Source organism: Gordonia sp. ABSL11-1 (assembly GCF_030315685.1).
Lineage (GTDB): Bacteria > Actinomycetota > Actinomycetes > Mycobacteriales > Mycobacteriaceae > Gordonia.
The window spans coordinates 45,688-70,248 of record NZ_JASXSI010000027.1 but is presented as its reverse complement, the minus strand read 5'-3'; the positions used below and the strand labels follow the sequence as shown (position 1 = coordinate 70,248).

Annotated in this window: 18 protein-coding genes and 1 pseudogene; 8 read left to right on the top strand and 11 right to left on the bottom strand. The window is 65.5% G+C overall.

The annotated features are described in order from the left end of the window. Positions 1-186: 186 nt before the first annotated feature. Entirely contained in the window at positions 187-414 is a 228-nt protein-coding gene (locus tag QSJ19_RS22940; protein ID WP_286323317.1) for a hypothetical protein, read from the bottom strand. A 105-nt stretch (positions 415-519) separates the two neighbouring features. On the opposite strand from QSJ19_RS22940, the gene QSJ19_RS22935 reads away from it, so the two are divergent. Continuing rightward, positions 520-2,112, top strand: coding sequence for an N-6 DNA methylase (locus QSJ19_RS22935; RefSeq protein ID WP_286323316.1), 1,593 nt, complete (start codon positions 520-522; stop codon positions 2,110-2,112). Between the two features lie 2 nt (positions 2,113-2,114). Here the strand turns inward: QSJ19_RS22935 and QSJ19_RS22930 are convergent, their stop codons facing one another. The 6 genes from QSJ19_RS22930 to QSJ19_RS22905 all read right to left on the bottom strand — a co-directional run bounded on the left by QSJ19_RS22930 (position 2,115) and on the right by QSJ19_RS22905 (position 12,459). Continuing rightward, entirely contained in the window at positions 2,115-3,353 is a 1,239-nt protein-coding gene (locus QSJ19_RS22930; protein ID WP_286323315.1) for a phospholipase D-like domain-containing protein, read from the bottom strand. A gap of 998 nt (positions 3,354-4,351) precedes the next feature. After that, positions 4,352-5,779 carry an HNH endonuclease gene (locus tag QSJ19_RS22925; protein ID WP_502876326.1) on the bottom strand — a complete coding sequence of 476 codons (1,428 nt, stop codon included), beginning with the start codon at positions 5,777-5,779 and terminating at the stop codon, positions 4,352-4,354. Between the two features lie 120 nt (positions 5,780-5,899). Further along, positions 5,900-7,051, bottom strand: a complete 1,152-nt coding sequence (locus tag QSJ19_RS22920) for a Wadjet anti-phage system protein JetD domain-containing protein (RefSeq protein WP_286323313.1) — start codon at positions 7,049-7,051, stop codon at positions 5,900-5,902. Further along, positions 7,048-10,449, bottom strand: coding sequence for an ATP-binding protein (locus tag QSJ19_RS22915; RefSeq protein WP_286323312.1), 3,402 nt, complete (start codon positions 10,447-10,449; stop codon positions 7,048-7,050). Before QSJ19_RS22915 ends, QSJ19_RS22920 begins: the two co-directional genes overlap by 4 nt. Next, the gene (locus QSJ19_RS22910) at positions 10,442-11,020 is read right to left on the bottom strand and encodes a DUF4194 domain-containing protein (RefSeq protein ID WP_286323311.1); all 579 of its coding nucleotides are present in this window, start codon (positions 11,018-11,020) and stop codon (positions 10,442-10,444) included. Before QSJ19_RS22910 ends, QSJ19_RS22915 begins: the two co-directional genes overlap by 8 nt. Then, positions 11,017-12,459: a DUF3375 domain-containing protein gene (locus QSJ19_RS22905; RefSeq protein WP_286323309.1), complete on the bottom strand. Its 1,443-nt coding sequence runs from the start codon at positions 12,457-12,459 to the stop codon at positions 11,017-11,019. The genes QSJ19_RS22910 and QSJ19_RS22905 overlap by 4 nt, the downstream gene beginning before the upstream one ends. A gap of 272 nt (positions 12,460-12,731) precedes the next feature. Between QSJ19_RS22905 and QSJ19_RS26870 the strand changes: the two are divergent. Beyond that, positions 12,732-12,931 (top strand): annotated as a pseudogene (locus QSJ19_RS26870) (nitroreductase family protein); the annotation flags it as partial. Here the strand turns inward: QSJ19_RS26870 and QSJ19_RS22900 are convergent. Next, on the bottom strand, positions 12,925-13,230 hold the full coding sequence (locus tag QSJ19_RS22900; RefSeq protein WP_286323307.1) for a hypothetical protein: 306 nt from the start codon (positions 13,228-13,230) through the stop codon (positions 12,925-12,927). The pseudogene QSJ19_RS26870 and the gene QSJ19_RS22900 overlap by 7 nt on opposite strands. A gap of 188 nt (positions 13,231-13,418) precedes the next feature. On the opposite strand from QSJ19_RS22900, the gene QSJ19_RS22895 reads away from it, so the two are divergent. Next, complete coding sequence (locus QSJ19_RS22895; RefSeq protein ID WP_286323305.1) at positions 13,419-14,726, top strand: MFS transporter; 1,308 nt, start codon at positions 13,419-13,421, stop codon at positions 14,724-14,726. 79 nt (positions 14,727-14,805) lie between these two features. On the opposite strand, the gene QSJ19_RS22890 is transcribed toward QSJ19_RS22895, so the two are convergent. After that, entirely contained in the window at positions 14,806-15,018 is a 213-nt protein-coding gene (locus QSJ19_RS22890; RefSeq protein WP_187584495.1) for a dodecin, read from the bottom strand. A 191-nt stretch (positions 15,019-15,209) separates the two neighbouring features. On the opposite strand from QSJ19_RS22890, the gene QSJ19_RS22885 reads away from it, so the two are divergent. Beyond that, positions 15,210-15,458, top strand: a complete 249-nt coding sequence (locus QSJ19_RS22885; RefSeq protein ID WP_286323304.1) for a hypothetical protein — start codon at positions 15,210-15,212, stop codon at positions 15,456-15,458. A 5-nt stretch (positions 15,459-15,463) separates the two neighbouring features. On the opposite strand, the gene QSJ19_RS22880 is transcribed toward QSJ19_RS22885, so the two are convergent. Both QSJ19_RS22880 and QSJ19_RS22875 read right to left on the bottom strand, forming a co-directional pair. Continuing rightward, complete coding sequence (locus tag QSJ19_RS22880; RefSeq protein WP_286323303.1) at positions 15,464-15,691, bottom strand: hypothetical protein; 228 nt, start codon at positions 15,689-15,691, stop codon at positions 15,464-15,466. Between the two features lie 5 nt (positions 15,692-15,696). Next, the gene (locus QSJ19_RS22875; protein ID WP_286323302.1) at positions 15,697-16,110 is read right to left on the bottom strand and encodes an ankyrin repeat domain-containing protein; all 414 of its coding nucleotides are present in this window, start codon (positions 16,108-16,110) and stop codon (positions 15,697-15,699) included. Positions 16,111-16,315: 205 nt separating this feature from the next. On the opposite strand from QSJ19_RS22875, the gene QSJ19_RS22870 reads away from it, so the two are divergent. From QSJ19_RS22870 to QSJ19_RS22855, 4 genes are all read left to right on the top strand, one after another. Further along, positions 16,316-16,783: an SRPBCC family protein gene (locus tag QSJ19_RS22870; RefSeq protein ID WP_286323300.1), complete on the top strand. Its 468-nt coding sequence runs from the start codon at positions 16,316-16,318 to the stop codon at positions 16,781-16,783. Between the two features lie 15 nt (positions 16,784-16,798). Next, positions 16,799-17,062, top strand: a complete 264-nt coding sequence (locus QSJ19_RS22865) for a hypothetical protein (protein WP_286323299.1) — start codon at positions 16,799-16,801, stop codon at positions 17,060-17,062. A gap of 161 nt (positions 17,063-17,223) precedes the next feature. After that, on the top strand, positions 17,224-22,716 hold the full coding sequence (locus QSJ19_RS22860; RefSeq protein WP_286323298.1) for an ATP-binding protein: 5,493 nt from the start codon (positions 17,224-17,226) through the stop codon (positions 22,714-22,716). 81 nt (positions 22,717-22,797) lie between these two features. Continuing rightward, positions 22,798-24,489, top strand: coding sequence for an AMP-binding protein (locus tag QSJ19_RS22855; RefSeq protein ID WP_286323296.1), 1,692 nt, complete (start codon positions 22,798-22,800; stop codon positions 24,487-24,489). Positions 24,490-24,561: the final 72 nt, after the last annotated feature.

Below are 24,561 nucleotides of genomic sequence, written 5' to 3'. Positions count from 1 at the left end.
TGGATCGAGGCTTAACCGGTGTCCGGCATACGGGGTGAACCCCACTCCGGCCAACTCGCAGAACGCCTACACGCACTCTGAATCAGGAAGAGCCGCTTTACTGCCATGACGACCAGCAGTGATGTTGGTTGTGTTCGAGTTTGTGGGTGGCGGCGGGAAGCACATGGATGGGGATTGATCTGTGTTTCAGGGTATCTCGTCACGTAGTATCTGCTGCACTCTACTGCGACTTACTCCGAGTGTTTCCTGAAGCTCCCTTATCGACGCACCGGCGGCCTTGAGTTCCCGGCACTGGCCGTCTCGCTGCTCAATGAGGGAATCCCGTTCGGTTTCGACCGCACGGAGACGCTCGACGAGGTTGGCGGTTCGCCTTAACAGGGCCGCTTTCCTCTCTGCGCGTTCAACCACGGACATGGCCCTCAGTGTATAGCGAGTTATACACATCGGCGTAGCACACAGCATATTTATGTGTAGGGCGCTGTACAATGAGAGCATTCACTCGACCGTCAGGAGCACGCCATGACAGTTTTCGACACGAAGGCAGCGCCGACGGACGACAAACTCCGTGGCGGTTACTACACGCCGACGCCCATCGCCGAGTTTGTCGCCGACTGGGTGGCCCAGGCCGGCAGCCGACTTCTTGAACCCTCATGCGGAGACGGGAGCATTCTTGAGCCTCTGGCGCGGAGGTCCAAGGGCGCCAGAGGTGTCGAACTATTTCCCGAGGAGGCCGCCTTCGCCGCCGCAAGGACGGGCGCCAACATCGAGGTGGGTGACTTCTTCAACTGGTTCACCGAGAGTAAACATGGGAAGTTCGACGGAGTTGCAGGAAATCCTCCCTACATTCGTTTCGGCAGTTGGACCGAGCCGACGCGGACCGATGCACTCGACTTCATGCGCTCGGTCGGAATGCGCCCCAACAAGCTCACTAACGCGTGGGTCCCGTTCGTCGTGGCATCAGTCACCGCCAGTCGCGAGGGCGGACGCATCGGCCTGGTCATACCGGCTGAGTTGATGCAGGTAGGGTACGCCGCCGAGTTGCGTCAGTTCCTCGTCGACAACTGCACCGACGTCAACGTAGTCACTTTCAGGCGGCTCGTGTTTCCAGGGATTCTGCAGGAGGTGGTCCTCCTTCTCGCTGTGAGAGGCGCAGGTCCTGCCCGAATCCAGGTCATCGAAGTCGACGATGCCGCCTCTCTCGCCGCGCTTAAGATCGGCACGGCGCCGGTCCGAGCACCATTGCACGAGCGTGAGAAGTGGACGAAGTACCTCCTCGAACCCTCGCAGGTGGAGTCTGTCCGATCGCTCAGGTCGGACAGTCGGCTCAACGCCATGGAGCAGTTTGCTTCCGTTGATGTCGGTGTGGTGACCGGGCGGAATTCGTTCTTCGTCATGTCGCCCGAAGATGCAAAAGAGCGCCGCGTGAGCAATCTGACGATTCCACTCGTAGCACGCTCGGCCCAACTGAGCGGAATTGTCTATACAGACGACGACCATCAGCAGGCCGCAGGACGCACAGCACTCCTTGACGCGCGCGGCGCCACGCTGTCACGGCACCGGGGGCTGCGAGAGTATGTGGCGCTCGGCGAGGAACAGGACGTCCACACCGGCTACAAATGCAGTATCCGCAAACAGTGGTGGGTTGTGCCGTCGATCTGGGAGGCCGACGCGTTCATGTTTCGACAGATCCACACCCATCCACGCGTGATCGCCAACAAGACAAGCGCGACGTGCACGGACACGGTGCACCGAATGCGGTTAGTTGACGGAATAAGCGCGCCACATTTGGCTACAGCATCGTTCAACTCGATTACGTTCGCAATGAGTGAGATCGTGGGGCGTAGCTACGGTGGCGGGATTCTGGAACTCGAACCCAGCGAGGCCGAGGAGTTACGTGTCCCGGATCCCACTCTCGTGCCCGACGATCTGGTCGACAAAGTTGATGAGCTGGTCCGTGCTAAGCGGATTGAAGACGCTCTCGACCTAGTTGATCAGATCGTACTCATCGATGGTCTTGCGTTCACGCCCGAGGAGGTGGCGTCGGCCAGAGCCGCCTGGGTGACGCTCCGCGATCGTCGGAATGGGCGGGCCAAGCGTAATTCCGCCCGCTGACCTCACGTGATAGTGAACCAGTAGTCACCACTGACGTCGAGCGTGATCTCCAGATTCATGTCGGTCACATCAATGGCCTTCAAGATGTCCGCGATAGGTTCAGTGTGGATCTGGCCGATGGGGACGGCTCGCGACCCTTGCATTCTGTCCGGGTCGTAGCTGATCTTCAGTGTCTTCAGCCCATAGTACTTCCTATCGACCGTGGTGTGCATCGGCACCTCTGTCGTGTTGATGGGATTGTGATTGCTGTTGTTAGCGCTTTGGGTCCACACAAGTGGGCTGAACAACTGGTTCCTGAGAAAAGTCATGAAGAAGTCTACCTGGTTCAGGCCTTTGCTCTGGTTAACCAGACTCCCCTTCCCCAAGGGAATGCTTCCTCGCGAGTTGGCGTTGGGACCCGGTTTGCGTCCGGCGTCGGACTTGGACAGTTTCTTCGCCCACTGCGCAGTCGCGACACCCGGGGTGGGCGCACTTGGCGGTTGACCTGGTGGTAACGGGGTTATTGTGACGGGTGGACTATCCGCCGCAGGGCCGGTGGAACCACTGGCGGAGGGAGGCGGTGTCTGCACTGGCGGGACCGAGATCAACGTGGACAGCGACGCACCTGCGGGCTTGGTACCTGCTTTGCCCTGCCCCGGAGGTGAGATTCTCCGTTTTGATCGAGGTGGCTTAACGTCGAGGACACCTGCCTGCACGAGCGGCTGGAGGTCCGCAGGATCAGAAACGAGGTACATTCCTGCTCGGGAGCTAGTGAACCACTGATCGATAGCGTCGGCGATCGAGTCCAGAACTGCGGGTGAGTCGAACTTGCTGTCGACGATCAATCCGGCCTCGACATGTAGAGACGTCACACCGGATCCCGTCAGATTCGCTGATCCCACGTACGCTGTGGACGATCCGTCGGCGCGGGTGATGTGGACCACCTTCGGGTGGAAAAAGCCCGTCTGATAGCTGACCACTCCAAGTTTCATGCCGGCACGCGGCGCTCCGGTCACTGCGAGAAGGTGCGCCATCGCGCTATATGGGGTCTGCCCGTCATTCGACCCGACGAGAAACCTGGTGTGCCCGTCACTGCTGGCCAAGGACCTCAACGCGTTCTCGAAATAGCCGAGAACGTGCGAGCTAAAGAAGCCAGTCTGCATCCGGAGTGCCGTCGGAGCCACGCCCTCGACCAGCTCACTGCTCAGCCATGTCCCCAATGCATGCTGCGGGTCACGGGACCCGGAGTCGATGTAGCGCATTCCGATGACCATAGTCTTAGAGTGAATGAAGGCTTCGCGGCGCCGCGCCGACTGCGACCTACCTCGCCACAATGGCGCGTTGCGGCTGATCTGACGAGGCTCAAGAAGGTTCCCCGGGTGTGCTCACTGAAATTCCCCACCTATGGCGGCTCCTACTGTGGCGATCTGCGGGTGAGCGCCGTCAATGCCAAGAGCATCTCGCCACAATTGCTTGGCCTGCAATGTATTTCAGCATCGACTCTCAAGAGAGGTCATTTCTCACCAACGTTCAAGTGCAGATATCGGTGAGTTGAAGTGGCAACGGCTGAAAGGCCCGACCTGGGAACCGTCGCTCGGTCCCACGGCTACCGCGTACGCCATCTTCCGGCTATGAAGCCCATCGGTTACCCGGTTTCGTGGGGAGACTGGTGACTTGGAAGTCACCATCGACCTGCCAGAACTGAGGCCTTATCCGTCATGGCGCGACATGAATGATGACGTTGTGCTCATTGCGAATGGTGTCACCGAGACAGTCGCCGTCACCTATACCGTGACAGGCCATGGGTACGGTACCTTCTTGAAGGTGAGCCGATCAGGCTGCCAGTCGAACACGTGGGTATGTTCGCGTCCCTCAGCATGAGTTGTCAAAGCCCGATGCAGGCGCGCACGCCCGAGACCTGATGATCCGTTTCGGGGCGCTATCCGCCTTGGCTGAATTGCATTGAGCATCTACGGATTCAAGAGCGGCGAGCGACGATCCGAACATGTGAATGCGTTCAACTGACAGTGTCACCGGCTCGACCGTAAACGTGCGAAGGCCCGCGCATCGGCGTCGAAGTAGGACACACCGTTTCTCTGAAGTCGGCTGGTGCCGAACAATAGCCAGTATCGTGGGGCTAACCGTATGCGACCATCCTGAAATCGCGGACCTGGTCAGTTCTCAAGCGCTGCAAATCCCCAGGCTCGATTCTCGAAATTCTCCTGCCGCGGCAGGCGTGCTACGAACGTTCCGCGGAACGCTACGCCGCAGCGAGGACGTCGTCGGGCTGCCGCGCTTTCCACGCCCACGCGGCGTAGAGGACTTCGGTCGCGTAGCCGGCGTCGAGGTGACGTCCGGGATTGATGGGCAGCACTGCGTCGTCGTCGATCGTCGTATCGGGTTTCCACCCGTCGGGTTTGTGGACCGCCGGTGCTCGCTCGATGGTTGACCCGTCGGATCTGTGGAAGCTGAACTGTTGGCCGCCAAGGGCTGTGATGGCGAACTCCCCTCGGTGCAACGCGCGATGGTGAGCAGAGCACAACAGGATCAGGTTGTCGGGATCGGTGGTGCCGTTCTGTGACCAGAACGTCACGTGGTGGGCGTGCAGGTGGCGGGTGCGGCCGCAGCCGGGATGCTGGCAGCAGCGATCCCGTTCGAACAGCACGCGCATCAGTTTCCTGGTCGGCATGCGGCGTTTGCGGCCATAGTTGAGCACCACTGCGCGTGTGCCTCCACGTTTCCTGGCGTGCTTCACTTTCCGGACTGCTCCGCCGCAGGCGGCTTCGTCGACGTCCACATCCTCGAGCGCGGGTCCGTCATCGAGATGGGGGTCGGCATCGTCGTGCGTGTGGACGACCAGTTCGGCACCGGGTATGAACTCCGGTGCGGCGATCACCGTCTGCATGGTGTCACCCATCGCGACGACGGCCGGCGCGATGTCAGAGGGGACGTTGCGCCAGAGATCCGCCGATCCTGGATGGCCAGGCGGCTTCTCAGCGACGTCGGAGGTGTCCTCACCGGGTGCCGGCTCGGTGATCAGGTCGGGATCGCCGGCGGTGCGAGTCCGCTCATACTCGGCCCGGACGACGCCGGCCAGGAAACGGGCACCGTCGAGTGGGGAGAGCCGTAGCGTCACCGACAACGAGCCGTCGAGGTTCCAGCTCCACGAACTGCTGGAATCGATGGTTCCGCATTCGGATTCGTCCCGGTGACGATCGATGTTGCGGATGGACCGCACCAGACGTTCCACCTGTGAGGCGGTGGCCGACAAGGCAACGTGGAGGAGCTCTTCCTCGCGCTCCGGAGTGGCAACCCGGGTCAGGGCGCGAACCTTGGAATAGGACAGCCGTCCCTCGCTGAAGGCCTGGCGCAGGAGCGGAAGTTCAGGCAACGCATGTGCGATGCGGAGATGATCTTGCGCGGTTCGGATCGCCAGGCCCGTACGCCAACTCAGCCAGTGGGCGCACGACATGATGCCTTCGCCACCCCAGCCGCCGCGGCGGTCGAACTCGGCGAGCAATTCGAGGAACCGCGCGGTCAACGCCGCCATCTGACCGGCGTATCCGACGAGGCGGGCCCCGATCTCGTCGGTGGTCAGGTCTTCTGTGGCCACGTGATCGAAGATGTTGGACGATTTACCTGTCGGCGACGCTTCGTTCGTCGACGACGGCACTGCGACAACCGACATCATGACCCCCCTGACAGATGTGAACCGGTTGACACCCAATGTATCGACGGCCTCTGACAAGTTGAGCGTTCCGCGGAACGCTGATCGGCTGGATCGTCAGCTCAGGGTGTCCAGAGCCGATCACGTCGAAGCGGCGAGTCGCTGCTCCGCCCACCTCCAGTCGACGCGTTCCTGCTCGAGACGTACGCGTTCGCCGACCGAGTCGGTGACGAGGTCGTCGTAGAGGTCGTGCTCGGCAGCGGTGAGTCGAGTCAGCTCTGACGTCGCCGGGCGGTCCTCGGTCACCCAGCGGTCCCGATGCGCCATCAGGGTTTCGCGATCCATCAGTACCGATTCGGTCTGCGGAAGCCATGTCCGCAGCCGGTTGAGGATCGCGAATCCGTGCGTGTCGAGGTCACCCCAGTATCGAATCTCCACATCCCTCAGCCACGGGAGGCGGCCGATCCGATCCACTTCGAAACCCTTGCCCCACAGAACCACTCCGTCACCGGGGACGTCGACGCTGAGGTAGGTGATCTCATTCTCGACCACGAGTGCGGACCGTGGCTGCAGCCCAAGTCGTCCGAGTTCGTCGGCGCGGACAGTGAGTTCGGTCAACGGTGCCGGCAAACCCAGGGACGGCGACGGCCGCAGCCGCACGAACTCGGGTCTCGACTGCAGGCCGAGGCCGCGCAGGAATCCGGATGCCGTCGACGACACCCCGAGCATCGCCGCCAACACCGCGCGATGGCGTTCGGCGAACTTGGTGTCGACGCCGGGTGCGCTGATCTCACGGAGGTAGCGATGCGAACCCCGGTGAGTGTCCAGCCACGCGTACGCAGCGATGAGTCGCGGCATCTCCGGGGCCAATTCGAGTGCCCGCAAGGGGTATCGGAGCATCCAGGTGCGGACCGACGGATGAGTCGAGGCTTCCTCGAGCAGTTCGTCGAACTGTCGCACCGCCGACGACACACCCAGCAGCGCCCATGCCTGCTCGAACGACGACACGACAGCGCGTGACGGCAATCGGTTGCGGCCGACCTGTCGGCCGCCGACTGATTGCCACATCAGCGTGTAGCGCCGGTCGTCGCGCCGCTCGGAGTCCAGCGCTGTCACCCAGTCGCGTGCGACGAGCAGATCCTCGCCGATCTGCGACGCCGTGGGGCCTCGTAATGGAATCTCGACGGGCTCGAACGGATCACCGGCCGCATGGGCACGCAGCAGCGTGCCATCGTCCCAGCGTCGCTGCACCTTTGCCGCGATATCCGCGGGTGAGGTCCACCGACGGGTCACCTCAACCGCCCGTCGCGGCGCGACCGGTATTCCTCTATCGTCATCGTCTGCAGCCGGGAGAACGTGCCGGTTGGATTGTCGACGAAGCCGATCGCCTTCACATAAGGCTCGATCACGTGAACCTTCTGCAGTGGTGTCACGATGAGCAGCTGCAGACCGAGCTTGGCGAACAGATCCAGCGCATAGCGCGTCGATACGTCCGATCCGCGCCCGAACGCCTCGTCGATCACCGCGAATCGGAAGTCGCGGGACTTCTCCACACCCCATTCCAGACCGAACTGATAGGCCAGCGACGCCGCGAGGATCGTGTACGCCAGCTTCTCCTTTTGCCCGCCGGACTTGCCGTCGGAGTCGCTGTAGTGCTCCCACTCGATATCGGTGTCGACGTCGCGTTCGGAGGCGGAGAACACGAACCAGTTGCGGACGTCGGTGACGCGGCGCGTCCAGTTCTTGTCGGAATCGGCATGCCCGTCGCGGCCACGGAAGCGCTCGATGATGCGCTTGACGTCCAAGAAGCGCCGCTCCGAGTACTGGTCGCCGTCGACGGCGAGGCTGTCGTTGGTCAGATTGCGCAAATCGGCACGGAACTGGGCCACATCCTGATTGGTGGTGGCCGCCCGTTCCAGCCGGATGTAGCGCCCCGGGTTGTACGGCACTGCGCCCAACGCCTCGTTGATTCGGGCCACGCGCTCGTCGATGGAGGCGGCCTGCCGGTTGAGCCAATTGTTGAACCCGGCCAGCTCCTGGATTGCGTTCTTGTTCAGTTGCTCCTTGAACTCGAACTCGAAGCGCGGCAGATCATCGGTGGCGACCTGTTCACGGAACGTGACGAAATCGGCACGGGCGTCGACGTCGGCGTCCATGTCGGAACGCAGATCCGGCCAGCGGCGCAGCATCTCGGCCATGTACTGGGCAAGGCTCTGACCGTAACCGCCGAGTTCGCGGGTAAGTCGTTCGATGCGTTGATGCAGACTCGACGACAACGAGTTCTCTGCGGCCGCACAGTCGGCGGCCCGGGTGGGCAGTGACCGGGTGAGTCGCTGCGTCAGTGCGTCATACGATGCGCGGGCCATGGCAAGGTCGCTGTCGGTGTGGCCGGCGACGAAGTCGTCGTCGCGCTGACGATCCTGTTCCGCACGATGCCGGGTTGCCGCGGTGGTGGCAAGCTTGCCGGTGAGGTCGTCGATGGCCGTGTCCGTAGCGGAAGCGAGCTCGGAGTTGCGTTCCAGTGCGGCCGTGATCTCCTGCAGGCGTGAGGAACCCGACTCGAGCCGGACTCGTTCGGCCTCGTGGTCGTCGGCGCGCCGCTGCGCTTCGTCGACGTCCAGATCGGCCCAGGAATGGAAGCCGTCGAGACGGGCGAGTGCTTCGCGGCGTGTCTGCAACCGATCCCGTTCTTCGGAGAGTGACGCGACTTCCGCGCCGGCGATCGTGCACTGCCGGTCCAGGTCGGCGAGATCCTCGCGCAGCGCGGCGATCTTGCGCTCGTTCGCCCAGCCCAGAACCCAGCGGCGGGGATCATCGACGCGATGACGGTCGTCCTTCTCATGGCGACCGCCCGAACGGACCTGGCCTTCCCGGGTGACGGCCCGTTTGGCGGACCGGAACTCCTCGAGTGTCCCCGCGCACCGGTGATCGGCACGCTTGAACAGTTCATCACGTAGATAGTCGTGGAACGGGCTGGCTTTGATGTCCAGACAGTCGGCAAGCAGCAGGGTGGCGGAATCCTGGCGCTGCAACGGAACTCGCCGTGCCGGAACCCGCTCGTAGACGAGCTTCGCGCCGACAGTCCGCCCGCCGGAACCCCGGAACGTCAGCCGCCTCCCGTTGACCCACTGCGTGACCGCCTCGTAATGCTGCTGCGGCACCAGCAAGGACAGCGCGAAACCGCGCAGCACCCGTTCGGCCGCCCCGCGCCACTCCGCGTGTTCCTCGTCGACGTCGAGAAGCTCACCGGCATAGGGCAGATCGTCGTGGGACAGGCCTAGGTCGGTGCACAGCTCATCGCGCAGCTGGACCTGATCGGGGGGTAGATTGCTGGTGCGGCCGGCGAGGTCGTCGAGCTCGCCACGGATGGCGTCACACCGCCTGGCCGCTTCCTTCTCCCGTCCGATGGCGTCGGCAATCGACGCGTCGAGCGCCTGTTTCGTCTCCACCAGCTGTGGGCGCTCATCCGCGATGAGGCCGCGTAGCGCGGTGAACTGTTCCCCGGTGGCCACCGGCTCGAACGCGGCGTCGGTCACGGCGGTGTCGAACAGGTTGCGGCCGTGACGGCGTTTGTCCACATCGTCGCGGGCGGTGGCAGCGAGGCGTTCCAGCTCACCCACGCGGTCGCCGCCGGCGCGGGCGCGCTCCTCGATGAGCGAATCGCGTTCCCGACTCAGAGTGCGTTGCCGCGCCTTGGCTTCGTCCTGATCACGCAGTAGGCGTTCGCCCTCGGCGGTGAGCGTGTCGATCTCGTCGGCGAGCAGACCGGCACGGTGCTCGGCCATGAACAGCCGCACGGCCGCACGCTGAAGGTCGAGGGCGTCACGTTCGGCCAGCGCGGTGTCGTATTTCTGCGTGGTCGCGACGATGGGGTCGAGTGCCTCGAGTTGTTCGCGCGCCCGCTTGACCGCGTCGTATGCCTTGGTCAGGTCATCGAAGTGGGCGATGATGTCGCGGACGCGGTCGGTCGAATCGCTCGGTTCGAGCATGTGCCCGCGGACGAAATCGTTGAGATTGCCGACCGACTTCATCGACACTGTCTGGTGCAGCAGCTCCAGCGCCTGCTCGGAGCGGATGCCGAGCAGGCGCCGCAACGCCGTGGAGTACCTGGGGAACTCGTCGACCACATCGGCCCCGCCGGACCGCAGGCGTTTGCGCAGATCGCGCAGGTCGGACCCGAAGTCGGCGAAATCGGCGGCGATGGCGAGCTGTTTGGTCGCGGTGACATAGAAGCGATACGGCTGCCCGGCGCTGTCTCGCTGCTGGAAGACCTGCGCCAGGGTGACGGTCTCGTCGTAACCCGGGTTGGTGAACACCCCGAGGATCACCGAATAGGTACCGCGGTCCTGACGCAGCCCTTTGGCGCGGGACCGTCCGGTCGCCTCTTGTCGTTCCGACTTGTAATGACCCTCGACGTAGGACCGAAGAGTGCGTTCCTTGGCCTCGGCGCCCGCGGCCTTGTTGTAGGCGATCTTGTGGGCCGGCATCAGCAGTGTCGTGACCGCGTCGACCAGAGTCGACTTGCCGGAGCCGATGTCGCCGGTGAGCAGCGCGGTCTCGGTGTTAGGGGTCAGTCGCCAGACCTGCCGGTCGAAGGTGCCCCAGTTCAGCACCTCGACGTGCTGTAGCCGGAATCCGGCCCCACCGCCTGGTGCGTTGAGTTCCACCGAGGAGAACAGTCCATCACTCATCGGCGCTCGCAGTCCCCGCGTATTCGCGGAGCTTGCCCGCGAAGTCCGACAACGTCTGCGCGTCGACATATGCTTTGATGATGCGTCGGACCTCCCACTGGTCGGTCTGGCCGCGCAGCTGGCGCAGGAAGCCGAGTTCGACGGTCTTCTTGATGGTCGTCTCGGCCTGGTCGACCACGCGCGCCTCGTTGGTGGACTCGGCCTGGAACAGTCGCATAATCTCCACGATCTGGTCGGTCGACAATACGAGTCGCCCGCCGCCGCCGGTGATCTCGAACTCCAACAGCCGTTTGCGTAGCAGCACCAGCAGCAGACTTACGTTGTAGGTCAACGCACGTCGACGCACGAGCCGCGGAAGTGGTTCGTCGCCTTCGTCTTCCGGGCGGGATCGTAGGTAGGCGTAGCCCTCGGAGTCGTCGATCACCATGTCCACGCCGATGGTGGCGAAATGGTCGCGGACCGCGGCGCCGGAGCGTTCGAGGGTGCCCCAGGTGTCCTCGTCGGATTCGCGATACACGACGCCCTGCATCAGGCGGATGATCGCGCTCGCGACAGCGTGTTCCTCGGTCATCGTCGCCTCACCGTGACTCTCGGCAGCCGGGCACGTTTGGTCGTGTCCGGGTCGTAAGGGTCGGTGTACACGAGCAGGGTTTCGTCGGTGTCGTCGATGTCGACGCTCACGTTGTCGTCATCGAGCGCAAGGTAGCCGACGATCTCGGCCGCACCCTGCTCGATCGGGCACATGTCGATCACATCCGACAACAGCGCCGACGATCGCTCGGGCAGGATGTTGCGGATGTTGGCGGCCAGCCGGGCCTGATCGATGTAGCTCTGGGTGAAGAGGAGGTCGGCGTCGACCTCTTCCGTGGCGTCGTCGAGCCGGCTCTCGACGGTGACGTTCGCCGGTTGCTGATACAGCGGTCGCTCGAACGGCAGCACGATCTCGATGCCGGGCTGATCGACCTCGAGCCCGAACCCCGGTTCCCGGTCGCGGATCTCGAGGGCGGTGCTCTCCACCACACGAACGAGATCGAGCACTCGGCGATTCTCCAGCCACACCTGGTCATCGAGAAAACGGCGCAGTTGCTCGGAGATCTGTCGCACCGTGCGCTGGGTGCGATCTGCGGCCTCCGACCAGTCGTGGTGGATGCCGCGGATTCGTTGGTCGGCGTCGACGATGTCCAGCGACGACACCGCGGCGAGAAGATCGGACAGCTCGGTCTGGCGGGCGTCGGAGAGCAGGAACTCGTAGAACGATTGGAAGCTGCGGCCCTGATCAGAGCCGGCGATTTCTGAGCGGCTACCCACCAAGTCGGCGAGCAGCTCGCCCTTCGGGCCGTCCCACGAGGCGATCTTCTCGCGGGCGGCGCGGTCGAGAAGGCGGAAATTGTCCTCGACCTCTCTGAAGTCGGAGAGCAGTTCCCGTGCGGTCGACGACAGCTGCTGATATCGATCGCGCACTCCGACCTCGTCGAGGACCGACACGTCACCGGATTCGACCGCATCGATCTCGACGTCGATCTCCGCGCGGCGTCGACGGAGTTCGGCCAACCGGATGTCCGGGTCGGACTCGATTCCGTGCACGATCTGCCGCAGCAACTCAACGACGGTGTGCAGCCTCGACTCGGTGCCGACGAACGACCGGCCTTGCAGCGAGACGACCCACGCGTATGCCTTCTCGAATGCTGGTGTCACCTCATAGTGGACCTCGTCGTCGCCGGCCGGGTAGAAGCGGCGTAGAAATCCGGCGTCGGTGGCGGCCCAGTCCTCGAGGTAGGCGTGTGACTCTTTAGGGAAACGCTGCTGTCCGTCGTCGGCCGCCGCAGTGGTGTTGAGGTCGTAGATGAGGTCGTCCAGCGCTGTGGCCAGGTCACTTGCCGAGCTGGCGCCCCTGTTGCCCTCGACGAAGAAGTTCCCGAGAAACGCCAGGATGAGGGGCGAGTTATGGGCGCGCAGCAGCCGCCACGCGGGGTGGCGATCCCACAGGCCGCCGAAGGTCTCGAAGTCCACGGTTCAAGGGTAGGCAACAGGTCAGACACTGGCGCAACACGCCATCCCTGGCGTGCCGAGCGCCGAGCAGTCGGAGGATGCAGTGGCCACGACGACGCCGGAGCAGCCCGGGACGAGGACCGTTCCGTTGTTCATGACGTCCAGGCCGCCGGTGGCCCGTACGCGACCAGCGTTGCTTGCGATACCGGCGCCGCAGCCGCTGCCGCCACCTGTGACCAGGACTGACTGTTCTGCCTGACTCTGCGCGATGCCCGACACGAGCACCGGTAATCGGTGTGGGCGCGGTGATCAACAGCCAGGGCCTCGTACAGTCGCCCGTGGTCAGAGAACATGCCGGGATTCCGGACGATCAGGTGATCATGAAGAACATCGCGCTGGGTTGGCCGGATGACACCTTCCCGGCCGATGCCGTGGTGTCCGAACGCGAATCGGTCGAGGAGGCCGCCCCACCTTCGTCGCCTTCGATCAGTAGCGGCCGGCGGCCTGCCGGCCGTGGACGTCGCGGTGCCACGGATCTGGGCGGATCTGATCTGGACTACGCGGTCCCACCGAACAGTTTCTCGAGCACCTCGATCCGATTCCGTGCATCTTCCGGGCGAAGTCGTGACCTCTGGTGAGTACCGAGATCCCGTGGAGGGCACTCCACGACAGTTCCGCCCGGGTAGCCGAGTCGGTGGACGCGGTGTCATCGATCGCGGCCACCACGACGTCGAAGGCATCGCGGGGTTCTGCGGGAGTGGACTCGTCCGCGAAGCGCACGTCCAACTGCATCGAGAACATCGCCTCGTAGGTGGATGGGTGTGCCGAGGCGAAATCCAGTGGTGTCGAGAACGCGCTGCTGCACGTGATCGCCAGCTCTGAGACCGACGAGGTGGGTCGGGCGCATTCTCGGAGGCGGCGGACAATGGTCGAGTGATCCAGAGCTCCGCGCGCAGTCGAGACCGCCTGAGTCCTCCCCGATGACGACAGCACCTCGCACCTCCCAGGCGATGGTCATCTGGATCGTCGGTCTCGCCGTCTACTTCGTCGCCGTCTTCCACCGCTCCTCGCTCGCCGTCGCCGGTCTTCTCGCGGCCGAGCGGTTCGAGATCACCGCATCCCAACTGTCGACGTTCGTCGTCCTGCAGCTGCTGATCTATGCGCTGATGCAGGTGCCGGTCGGACTGATGGTCGACCGATTCGGTCCACGTCGGGTGTTGCTCACCGGCACGCTCGTCCTGACGTGCGCCCAGCTGAGCTTCGCCTTCGCCGACAACTACGCGTGGGCGCTGTCGTCGCGGTTCTTCGTCGGAGTCGGCGACGCGATGACCTTCGTGTGCGTCCTGCGCCTGGTCAACTCGTGGTTCCCGGCCCGGCGGATTCCACTGATGACACAGCTCACCGGCGTGCTCGGGCAGCTCGGTGCGGTCGCCGCGGCCGTGCCGATGACGTGGGCCCTGTCGTCACTGGGCTGGACCCGCGCCTACCTCGCGACGGCCGCGATCGGCGCCGTCCTCCTCGTGGCGACCCTGATCGTCGTGCGCGATTCGCCGCAGGCGCGCACCACCGCGGGCCCCCTGCTGGGGTTGGCCGGCATCAAGGACAGTCTGTGGGCGTCGTGGGAGCATCCGGGAACCCGCCTCGGATTCTGGATGCACTTCTCGACCCAGTTCAGTGCGACCGTGCTCGGCCTGCTCTGGGGATATCCCTTCTTCGTACAGGGGCAAGGCCTCGGCTCGGCGTCGGCCGGCTTGCTCCTGACGATCATGGTGCTGTCGATCATGGGATTCGGCCCCGCCTTCGCGTGGCTGATCACCCGCTGGCCCTGGCATCGGTCGACATTGGTCCTCCTGGTCATCGCGGCGATCGCCGGGATGTGGGCCCTCGTGCTGTCTTGGCCGGGAACAGCGCCGTTCTGGCTGCTCGTGCTCCTCGTCGTCGTGTGCGGCATGGGAGGACCGGCATCGATGGTCGGTTTCGACCTCGGGCGGACCTCGAATCCGGTGGTCCGGGTGAGCACCGCGACGGGGATCATCAACCAGGGCGGGTTCTTCGCCAGCCTCACCACGGTCGCGCTGATCGGACTCCTGCTCGACTGGCGTACCCCCGACGGTGTCACGGGCTATCCCGCCGAAGCGTTCACCTGGGCGATGTCGGCGCAGTTCCTCCTGTGGGGTCTCGGCGCCCTGCAGATCTGGCGGTACCGCCGAAAAGGACGCAATCGACTCCTCCGCGACGACCCGGACCTGTGGTCGCGGCAATCGGGACGGCCGGTGCCCGGGACGTAGGTTCGGATTGGATCGAAAACCTCGCCACCACAACCGGATCGGTGTAGCTGTCACCGCTGCCGATGCGGTGACACCGTCATCAGGATTCCAGCAGTCGGAAACCGACTTTCAACGTCACCTGGAAGTGGGCGACCTGACCGTTCTCGATGTGACCACGCGTCTCGACCACCTCGAACCACTCGAGATTCTCCACTGTCTGGCTCGCGCGCGAGATCGCGCCCTTGATCGCGTCGTCGACACCCGTCGTCGACGAGCCGACGATCTCGGTGACGCGGTAGATGTTGTCGCTCATGGTTCCTCCATCGGATCGCTGATTCGTCCGAGGACCGCCTGCTGCTCGACAGACCTCCACTCTCGACCGTAGGTCATAACGGATCAGTCTCTGGGTCAGCCTCGGTCTGATCACAATCCTGTTGCTCCACCGGCGCGATGGATATCGTCGTCTGGGGGGATGTCACTGGACCGTGCGCGAGGAGACCCCCGATGACCAACCCCACAGCACCGGCGGACACCCGGCGGGTCCGCCTCGATTTACCCGACGGAAGCGGATCCGCGGAAGGTGTCGTCGTCGACGACTTCAGCGATCTGCTGAAGAGCCACCCGACCGAGGTCACCATCGATCACGATCACATCGCGCGGCTCCGACGGTGGGCCGTCGGCCTCGATGGTGGCGGGATCGTGTTCACCGACTCACTGGAGTTCATCGACGCTGCAGAGTCCGATCAGTCCTGATCGACTCAGTCCTGATGGACCATCCCGCCGATGCCGATCTCGTTGCCGTCGGGATCGCGGAACACCGCCTTGCGAACCCCGTTGTCATAGATGTGACCGTGATCGGTCACCGTCCACACCCGCTCGACGTCGTCGGGATCGAACGACTCGACGTCGCCCAGCAGCCGCTCGAACCAGTCCACTGCCCGGGCGAGATCGCTCACGGGAACTCCGGCGAACACTTCGGTCGTCATGATCCTCAGTTCCGATGCTGTTGCAGGATATGGGCTATCTCGTTCTGGCCCAGGCGTTCCGCGTTGCCGAGGACGGTGCGCCCGGAGCCGTCGCGGATCATCGGATCGGCGCCCGCTCGAGCAGAGCGGTCCACCGCGACGGCGTCGACGTGATTCACGTCGACGCCCGCATCGATGAGGAGCCGGACCGTGCTGACGTGGCCGTGCTCGCTCGCCGGGATCAGGGCGGTGCCTCCGAATCGGTTGAGACTGCGAACATCCGCGCCGTGTCGCAACGTCATCACGAGGATCTCGTCGAGGCCCTCGGCCCCGGCGTACAGGTAAGCGGAGTCGGTGGCGCCGTTCTTGGTCGCGTCGACGAGGGGGGCGGCCGAGGCCGTCGCGGGATTCGATGCCGGCGCCCCGTGCGAGCAGGTCACGCACCGCCGACGGGGTGCTCGTGACGGGCGTGCTGGGTGCGGGTCGGGACGCCACTGCCGACGACTTGCCCGCGACATCGGAGTCCGGCCCCTGGGAACAGCCTGCACCGACGGCGGCCGTGGCGACGGCCGCGGTGGCCACGGCAAGTCCGCCACGGAGGTGTCTCACCGTTCCATCTTCCACACCGGGCGGTAGGTTGGGTCCATGGCAGACGCACCCGTCACACCCGTCGAATCCGGTCCGCACAAGGTCGCGCGGCGGGTCACCGTGAACGCACCGGCCGCCGACATCTTCGCCCTCGTCGCCAACCCGCACCGGCATCCCGAGCTGGACGGCTCGGGAACCGTCCGCGACACCCCGGTCACGGGGCCGGAGAAGTTGAGCCGCGGCGCCCGGTTCAGTGTCGGCATGAAGCAGTACGGCGTCCCGTACAAGATCACCTCGACGGTGAGCGACTACGAGGACGACAAGGTCGTCGAATGGCAGCACCCGATGGGCCACCGGTGGCGATGGGAGTTGTCGCCGACCTCGCCGACGGCCACTGAGGTCACCGAGACCTTCGACTATTCGACGATCAAGATCCCGAAGATCATCGAAATTCTCGGCTACGACAAGAAGAACGGACAGGGAATCGAGGGCACCCTGCGGGCGCTGGCAGCGCGCTTCGCCTGATGCGGATCGCCACACGTGCCGACCCGCATCGATCACCTCCCGCCGCCCGCCGATCTCGCACCGGCATGGTCGGCGATCGCGGCGACCCTCGCCACCCGTGGACCACGCTGGGCCACGAGCGCATTCGCCCGCGGCGCGTTCTGGCATCACGACGACGGCGGCGGCAACTGGGCTGACCTCGTCCACGGCGACGACGCCGGGCGCGTCTTCGCGGGCCTGACGCCCGACATCGATCCGACCGCGGCAGTCGCCGCGGCACGCGCGTTTCGGCCGGTATGACACTCAGTGCCGTTTCTTCCGTACTCGCGCGTAGCGATTTCATTCGCAAGAATCAGCACGTCTGACCACCGCGCGTGTCCGGAAACACCGTTGACCTGGACCGCCGAGCTGCACCGCCAACCCCCGTGGATCGCAGCACGACGAAGTGAAGGGAGTCGGTGATGTTCACTCGCATTGCCATCGTGAACCGAGGCGAGGCCGCCATGCGCCTCATCCATGCCGTTCGAGGCCTCTCGGATGAGACGGGCCGGCCGATCGAGGTGATCGCGCTGCACACCGACGTGGACAGCACCGCGACCTTCGTTCGCGAGGCCGACGTCGCCTACGACCTCGGGCCCGCCGCGGCACGGCCCTACCTGAACATGAAGTTGCTCGAGCACGCGCTGCTCGAGACCAACGCCGACGCCGCGTGGGTCGGCTGGGGCTTCGTCGCCGAGGATCCGTTGTTCGCCGAACTCTGTGAGCGCATCGGCGTCACCTTCGTCGGGCCGTCGCCCGAGGCGATGCGCAAGCTCGGCGACAAGATCGGCGCGAAGCTGATCGCCGAGGAGGTCGGTGTGCCGGTCGCGCCGTGGAGCCGCGGTGCCGTCGAGTCCATCGATCAGGCCGTCGCCGCCGCAGCCGACATCGGCTACCCGCTCATGCTGAAGGCGACCGCCGGTGGTGGCGGCCGCGGCATCCGCGTCGTCACCAACGACGACGATCTCCGCGACGCCTACACCCGCACCAGCGAGGAGGCCGCCCGTGCCTTCGGCAGCGGCATCGTGTTCCTGGAACGTCTGGTCACCGGGGCCCGGCACGTCGAGGTGCAGGTGATCGCCGACGGCCAGGGAACCGCCTGGGCGCTCGGCGTCCGCGACTGCTCGGTGCAGCGTCGCAATCAGAAGATCATCGAGGAGTCGGCGTCGCCGGTGCTCGCCGAGGAGCAGGTGGCCGAGCTGAAGTCGTCGGCCGAGCGGCTCGCCGTCGCCGTCGGCTATCGGGGCGCGGCGACCGTCGAGTTCCTGTATCACCCGGGCGAGAAGCTGTTCGCGTTCCTGGAGGTCAACACCCGCCTGCAGGTCGAGCACCCGATCACCGAGATCACCACGGGTTTCGACCTGGTGCGGGCGCAGCTGCACGTCGCCTCGGGCGGACGTCTCGAGGGTGAACCGCCGCGCGAGCGCGGTCACGCGATCGAGGCACGGCTCAACGCCGAGGACCCGGACCGCGATTTCGCACCGGCGCCCGGGCGCATCGACCTCCTCCAGCTGCCGGCCGGTCCGGGCATCCGCGTCGACACCGGCGTCAGCGAGGGTGACACAATCCCCGCCGACTTCGACTCCATGATCGCCAAGATCATCGCCTACGGCCGCGACCGCGACGAGGCGCTGGGACGTCTGCGTCGCGCGGTCCGTGAGACCAAGGTGATCATCGCGGGTGGCGCTACCAACAAGAGCTTCGTCCTCGAACTCCTCGATCAGCCGAAGGTCATCGACGGAATCGCCGACACCGGCTGGATCGACCGGGTCCGCGCGGAGAGCGGTCTCGTCGCGAACCGGCACTCCGCGATCGCACTGGCCGCCGCCGCCATCGACGCCTACGAGGAAGAGGAACTCGTCGAGCGACAGCGCCTGATGTCGACGGCGTCCGGCGGTCGCCCGCAGGTCCAGCACGAGAGCGGCCGTCCCCTCGACCTCAAGCTGCGCGGCGCCGGATACCGGGTGCGGGTCGCGCGCATCGGCGCGCATCGTTTCCGCGTGTCCATCGAGGCGGGCACCGAGACCCAGACCGCCGACGTCGACCTCGAACGGTTCGACGAGCACAGCGCTCAGCTCGTGGTCAATCGGGTGCGCTACCGACTCGTCACCGACACCCACGGGCCCATCCACCTCGTCGACGTCGACGGAGTGACCCACCGCGTCAGCCGCGACGAAGGCGGTGTCGTGCGGTCGCCCGCGCCCGCGCTGGTCGTCGCCACCCCGCTCGAGGTGGGCGCAGAGGTCGAGGCCGGTGCACCGGTGCTCGTCCTCGAGAGCATGAAGATGGAGACCGTGCTGCGCGCGCCGGTGCGCTCGCGCCTCAAGGAATGCACGGTGTCCGTCGGCAGCCAGGTCGAAACCGGCGCCACCCTGCTGCGTCTCGAGCCGCTCGCCGACGACGACGAGGACGAGGCCGTCGAGGAGGCCACCGGCACCGTCGACCTCGAACTGCCGGCCGAGCCGAACCTCGAGCCGCACGAGCGCACCACCCGCAGCCAGGAAGATCTGCGCAGCCAGCTCCTCGGCTACGACGTCGACCCGCACGATCGCATGCGGCTGCTCGACGAGTACTTCGCGGTCCGTCGCGCCGCCATCGAGAGCGGTCGCCGTCCGCTGGCCGACGAGCTCGAACTGATCACCGTCTTCGCCGACCTCGCCGAGCTGAGTCAGAACCGGCCGTCGAGCGACGAACTCGGCGTCGAGCACGTGCACAGCGCACGTGAGAACTTCCACACCTATCTGCAGAGCCTCGACGTGGAGCGCGACGGTCTGCCGCAGGCGTTCCACGATCAGCTCGGTCGCGCGCTGGGCCACTACGACGTCGCCGACCTCGAACGCACCCCCGAGCTCGAGGCCGGGGTGTTCCGCATCTTCCTCGCGCTGCAGAACCCGACCGACTCGGTCGCCGTGATCAGCACCCTGCTGCGGGAGTGGCTACGCGAGCCCACACCGCGCGACGAACTGCGCGAGGCGGTCGGCACTGCCCTCGACCGTCTGGTCGCAGCAACACAGGTCCGCTTCCCGGCGATCGCCGACCTCGCCCGCGGCGTGGTCTATGCCTGGTACGGCCAGCCGCTGCAACGCCGTGACCGCGCACGCGTCTACAACAACGTGCGCAAGCAGCTGCGGTACCTCGACGAGAACCCGCACGCCGCCGACCGCACCGACCGCGTCGACGACATGGTCCGCAGCACCGAGCCGCTCGTGCGTCTGCTCGGGCAGCGGATCGACCGCGGCAACCTGGACAACACCGTCATGCTCGAGGTGTTGACCCGTCGCTACTACGGCAACAAGGGACTCTCCGAGGTGCGCACGCACCAGGCCGGTGGCGCGACATTCGTCTCCGCCGAGCGCGACGGCCTGAACCTCGTGTCCGCCGCCGTCGGCTTCGAGGCGCTGCCCGCCGCGATGGGTGGACTGGCCGAACTGGCACGCGACACCGCATCCGTCGTCGACGCTGACATCTACCTGAGTTGGGAGCAGCAGCCGGACGAGTTCGACGTGCTCGCCGGCACGCTGCACGAGATCGTCGCCAACAGCGCGCTGCCCCCGCAGGTGCATCGCGTGACCGTCACGGTCGCCGGCAGCGGCGACGCGCGGATGCATCATCACGTCACGTTCCGCCCGTCGGCCACCGGTATGGCCGAGGAGCGGCTCATCCGCGGACTGCACCCGTACATCGCGCAGCGGATGCAGATGGAACGTCTCCGCAAGTTCGACCTCACCCGACTGTCGTCGGCCGACGACGAAGAGGTCTACCTGTTCCGTTGTGTCGCAAGGGAGAACGCCTCCGACGAACGTCTCATCGCGTTCGCCCAGGTGCGTGACCTCACCGCGATGCGTGAACAGGACGGACGACTGCTCACACTGCCGACCGCCGAAGCGGTCCTGGCGTCGTGCGTCGACTCGATCCGTCGGGCGCAGCGCGGATCGCGCCGGCCGTCGAGCACCAACCGCATCATCATCTATGTGTGGCCGCCGATCGACGCCGATGCCGACGTCCTGGACACCATCGCCGACCACATCCGTGGCACCACACGGGGAGTCGGATTGGAAGAGGTCCAGCTGATCGCCCGCAGTCGCGATCGGGAGACCGGCGAGCTGGCCAAGGTGACCGTGCAGTTCTCGGTCAACGCCACCGGCGGATTCGACGTGAAGGTCGGTGAGCCGTCGGACGATCCGATCGAGCCGGTCGACGAGTACCGCCAGAAGGTGCTCCGCGCGGCGAAGCGCAACACCGTCTACCCGTACGAATTGGCCGATCTCCTGGGCGAGTTCACCGAATACGATCTGGACGCCGAGCAGCGTCTGATCCGGGTGGACCGTCCCAAGGGTCACAACAGTGCGGCGATGGTCGCGGGTGTCGTCACGACGCCCACCGAGAAGTACCCGCAGGGCGTGACGCGCGTCGTGCTTCTCGGTGATCCGACCAAATCGCTTGGTGCGCTGTCGGAACCGGAGTGCAGCAGGGTCATCGCGGCGCTCGACCTCGCCGAGCAGATGCAGGTTCCGCTCGAGTGGTACGCGCTGTCGTCGGGCGCCCGCATCTCGATGGACTCGGGCACCGAGAACATGGACTGGGTCGCCCGGGCGCTGAAGCGGGTCGTCGAGTTCACCCAGGCGGGCGGCGAGATCAACATCGTCGTCGCCGGGATCAACGTCGGTGCGCAGCCCTACTGGAACGCCGAGTCGACGATGCTGATGCACACCAAGGGTGTCCTGGTGATGACGCCGGACTCCGCGATGGTGCTGACCGGCAAGCAGTCGCTGGACTTCTCGGGTGGTGTGTCCGCCGAGGACAACTTCGGTATCGGTGGCTACGACCGTGTGATGGGCCCGAACGGTCAGGCGCAGTACTGGGCGCCGAACCTCGGTGCGGCACGGGATCTCCTGATGTCGCACTACGACCACACCTATGTGGTGCCGGGTGAGCGGACGCCGCGCCGTGCGGAGACCAGTGATCCGTCGGACCGCGACATCTCCGACTACCCACACGTCCTCGCGGGCAGCGACTTCACCACCGTCGGGCAGATCTTCTCGTCGGCCAGCAACCCGGATCGCAAGAAGCCCTTCGACATCCGCACCGTCATCCGTGCCGTCGCCGATCAGGATCACGCCGTCCTCGAGCGGTGGGCGGGTATGGCCGACGCGGAGACCGCGGTCGTGTGCGACGTCCACATGGGCGGAATCCCGGTGTGCCTATTGGGTATCGAGTCGCGGGAGGTTCAGCGTCGCGGATACACCCCGACCGACGGTCCGGACACCTACACCGCGGGCACGCTGTTCCCGCAGTCGTCGAAGAAGGCTGCACGGGCGATCAACGTCGCGAGCGGCAACCGTCCGCTGGTGGTGCTGGCCAACCTGTCCGGATTCGACGGCTCACCGGAATCGATGCGCAAGCTGCAGCTGGAATACGGTGCCGAGATCGGGCGCGCGATCGTGAACTTCCAGGGCCCCATCGTGTTCTGCGTGATCTCGCGATATCACGGGGGTGCGTTCGTGGTGTTCTCCAAGGCGCTGAACCCGAACATGACGGTGCTGGCGATCGACGGCTCGTTCGCCTCGGTCCTCGGTGGCGCCCCCGCGGCGGCCGTGGTGTTCGCCGGAGAGGTCGCCAAGCGTGTCGGCGCGGATCCGCGGGTCCGTGAGCTCGAGGCGAGTGTTGCGCAGGCCTCCGGCACCGACCGGTCGAGTCTCAACGCGGAACTCGCCGACACCCGGCAGTCGGTGCGGGCGGAGAAGATCAGCGAGATCGCGGCCGAGTTCGACGCTGTGCACAGCATCCGACGGGCCGTCGAGGTCGGTTCGGTCGACGCCGTGATCCAGGCCGACGAGCTGCGGCCGCGGATCATCGGCGCGATCGAGTCGTCGCCGGCCTGGGGTCCCCGCAGCGCGCACGCCACGACGTCGTAAGGGGCGGGCTGGGCAGCAACCTCGCGCGTCCCCCTCTTCGGGGGGTGCCGACCGCGTGGCGTGACGTGGATCATAGTGCCCATGACGAGCAACACCGACCTCTACCGCGCCGTCCGGGATCAGATGATCGAGCTGGTCGGCGACTACGACCGCGCCGTCGCCGAGTTCCGCTGGCCCGAGCTGTCCGGACGGTTCAACTGGGCCATCGACTGGTTCGACGTGATCGCACGCGACAACCATCGTCCGGCGTTGTGGATCACCGAGCAGGACGGTTCGGAGGTGAAAGTCTCCTTCGCCGAGATGGCCGAGCGGTCGGATCGGGTGGCGACCTGGCTGCGTTCGCTCGGCATCGGCAAAGGGGACCGGGTCATCCTCATGCTCGGCAATCAGGTCGAGTTGTGGGAGGCGATGCTCGGGGTGCTGAAGCTCGGTGCCATCGTGATGCCGACGACAGCGGCCCTCGGCACGGCCGACCTGTCGGACCGTGTCGCGCGCGGCGCGGCGCGCTGTGTGATCGCCAACGCCGCGGACAGCACCAAGTTCGACGCGGTCGACGGCGACTACCTGAGGATCGCGGTCGGCGCATCCGTGGACGGATGGCGCCGGTACGCCGAGTCGGCGGACAGCGAATCGGCTGGTCCGTTCACCGCCGACACCGACGTCGACGACCCGATGCTCATCTACTTCACGTCCGGCACCACCAGCCGGCCCAAGCTCGTCGAGCATTCGCAGACCAGTTACGCGATGGGACATTTCACGACCATGGCGTGGATCGGGGTGACGCCGGGCGACGTGCACCTGGCGATCAGTTCGCCCGGGTGGGCCAAGCATGCGTGGAGTTGCTTCTTCGCGCCGTGGATCGCCGAGGCGACGATCTTCGTCTACAACTACAGCCGATTCGACGCCGCGGCGTTGATGGATCAGCTGCGTCGGGCGCGGGTGAACACCTTCTGCGCTCCGCCGACCGTGTGGCGCATGCTGATTCAGGCCGATCTGGGAACGCGTCCGGAGGGGATGCGTGAGCTCCTCGGGGCCGGCGAGCCGCTGAACCCGGACGTGATCCGTCAGGTCGAGAAGGCCTGGGGTCTCACGATCCGCGATGGATTCGGTCAGACCGAGACCACGCTGCAGATCGGCAACACGCCGGGAGCGCCGCTGAAGGCGGGGTCGATGGGACGGCCGATGCCGGGAGTGCCCGTGGCGCTGGTCGACCCGATCACCGGCGAGGAGTCCGACGACGGCGAGATCTGTCTGGATCTGGCCCGGCAGCCGGTGAACCTGATGACCGGCTACCTGGGCGATCCGGAACGCAACGATCGGGTGATGGAGGGTGGCTACTACCACACCGGCGATGTCGCACAACGGGATTCCGACGGTTACATCACCTACATCGGGCGCACCGACGACGTGTTCAAGTCGTCGGACTACAAGGTGTCGCCGTTCGAACTCGAGAGCGTGCTCATCGAGCATCCCGCCGTCGTCGAGGCCGCGGTGGTGCCACAGCCCGACGACACCCGACTGGCCGTCCCGAAAGCGTATGTGGCACTGGCCAATGGCTGGGAGCCCACCGAGGAGACGGCCCGCGCGATCCTCGAGTACTCGCGCGATCACCTGGCCCCGTACCTGAAGGTCCGACGCGTCGAGTTCTTCGAACTGCCGAAGACGATCTCGGGCAAGATCCGCCGGGTCGAGCTCCAGCAGCGGGAGACCGAGGCGCACAAGGCAAGTCAGCCGATCGACTCCGAGTACCGGTACGAGGACCTGATCGGCTGAACCCTTCCCTCCCCACCCCACCCCGGCCGCAGACGTAGCGGAAACCGTCTCCAGGCGACGATCTTCGCTACG

Coding starts and splice junctions, on each gene's coding strand:
- QSJ19_RS22940 (WP_286323317.1), bottom strand. CDS start 414: ATGTCCGTGGTTGAACGCGCAGAGAGGAAAGCGGCCCTGTTAAGGCGA.
- QSJ19_RS22935 (WP_286323316.1), top strand. CDS start 520: ATGACAGTTTTCGACACGAAGGCAGCGCCGACGGACGACAAACTCCGT.
- QSJ19_RS22930 (WP_286323315.1), bottom strand. CDS start 3,353: ATGCGCTACATCGACTCCGGGTCCCGTGACCCGCAGCATGCATTGGGG.
- QSJ19_RS22925 (WP_502876326.1), bottom strand. CDS start 5,779: ATGTCGGTTGTCGCAGTGCCGTCGTCGACGAACGAAGCGTCGCCGACA.
- QSJ19_RS22915 (WP_286323312.1), bottom strand. CDS start 10,449: ATGAGTGATGGACTGTTCTCCTCGGTGGAACTCAACGCACCAGGCGGT.
- QSJ19_RS22910 (WP_286323311.1), bottom strand. CDS start 11,020: ATGACCGAGGAACACGCTGTCGCGAGCGCGATCATCCGCCTGATGCAG.
- QSJ19_RS22900 (WP_286323307.1), bottom strand. CDS start 13,230: ATGCAGTTGGACGTGCGCTTCGCGGACGAGTCCACTCCCGCAGAACCC.
- QSJ19_RS22895 (WP_286323305.1), top strand. CDS start 13,419: ATGACGACAGCACCTCGCACCTCCCAGGCGATGGTCATCTGGATCGTC.
- QSJ19_RS22890 (WP_187584495.1), bottom strand. CDS start 15,018: ATGAGCGACAACATCTACCGCGTCACCGAGATCGTCGGCTCGTCGACG.
- QSJ19_RS22885 (WP_286323304.1), top strand. CDS start 15,210: ATGACCAACCCCACAGCACCGGCGGACACCCGGCGGGTCCGCCTCGAT.
- QSJ19_RS22880 (WP_286323303.1), bottom strand. CDS start 15,691: ATGACGACCGAAGTGTTCGCCGGAGTTCCCGTGAGCGATCTCGCCCGG.
- QSJ19_RS22870 (WP_286323300.1), top strand. CDS start 16,316: ATGGCAGACGCACCCGTCACACCCGTCGAATCCGGTCCGCACAAGGTC.
- QSJ19_RS22860 (WP_286323298.1), top strand. CDS start 17,224: ATGTTCACTCGCATTGCCATCGTGAACCGAGGCGAGGCCGCCATGCGC.
- QSJ19_RS22855 (WP_286323296.1), top strand. CDS start 22,798: ATGACGAGCAACACCGACCTCTACCGCGCCGTCCGGGATCAGATGATC.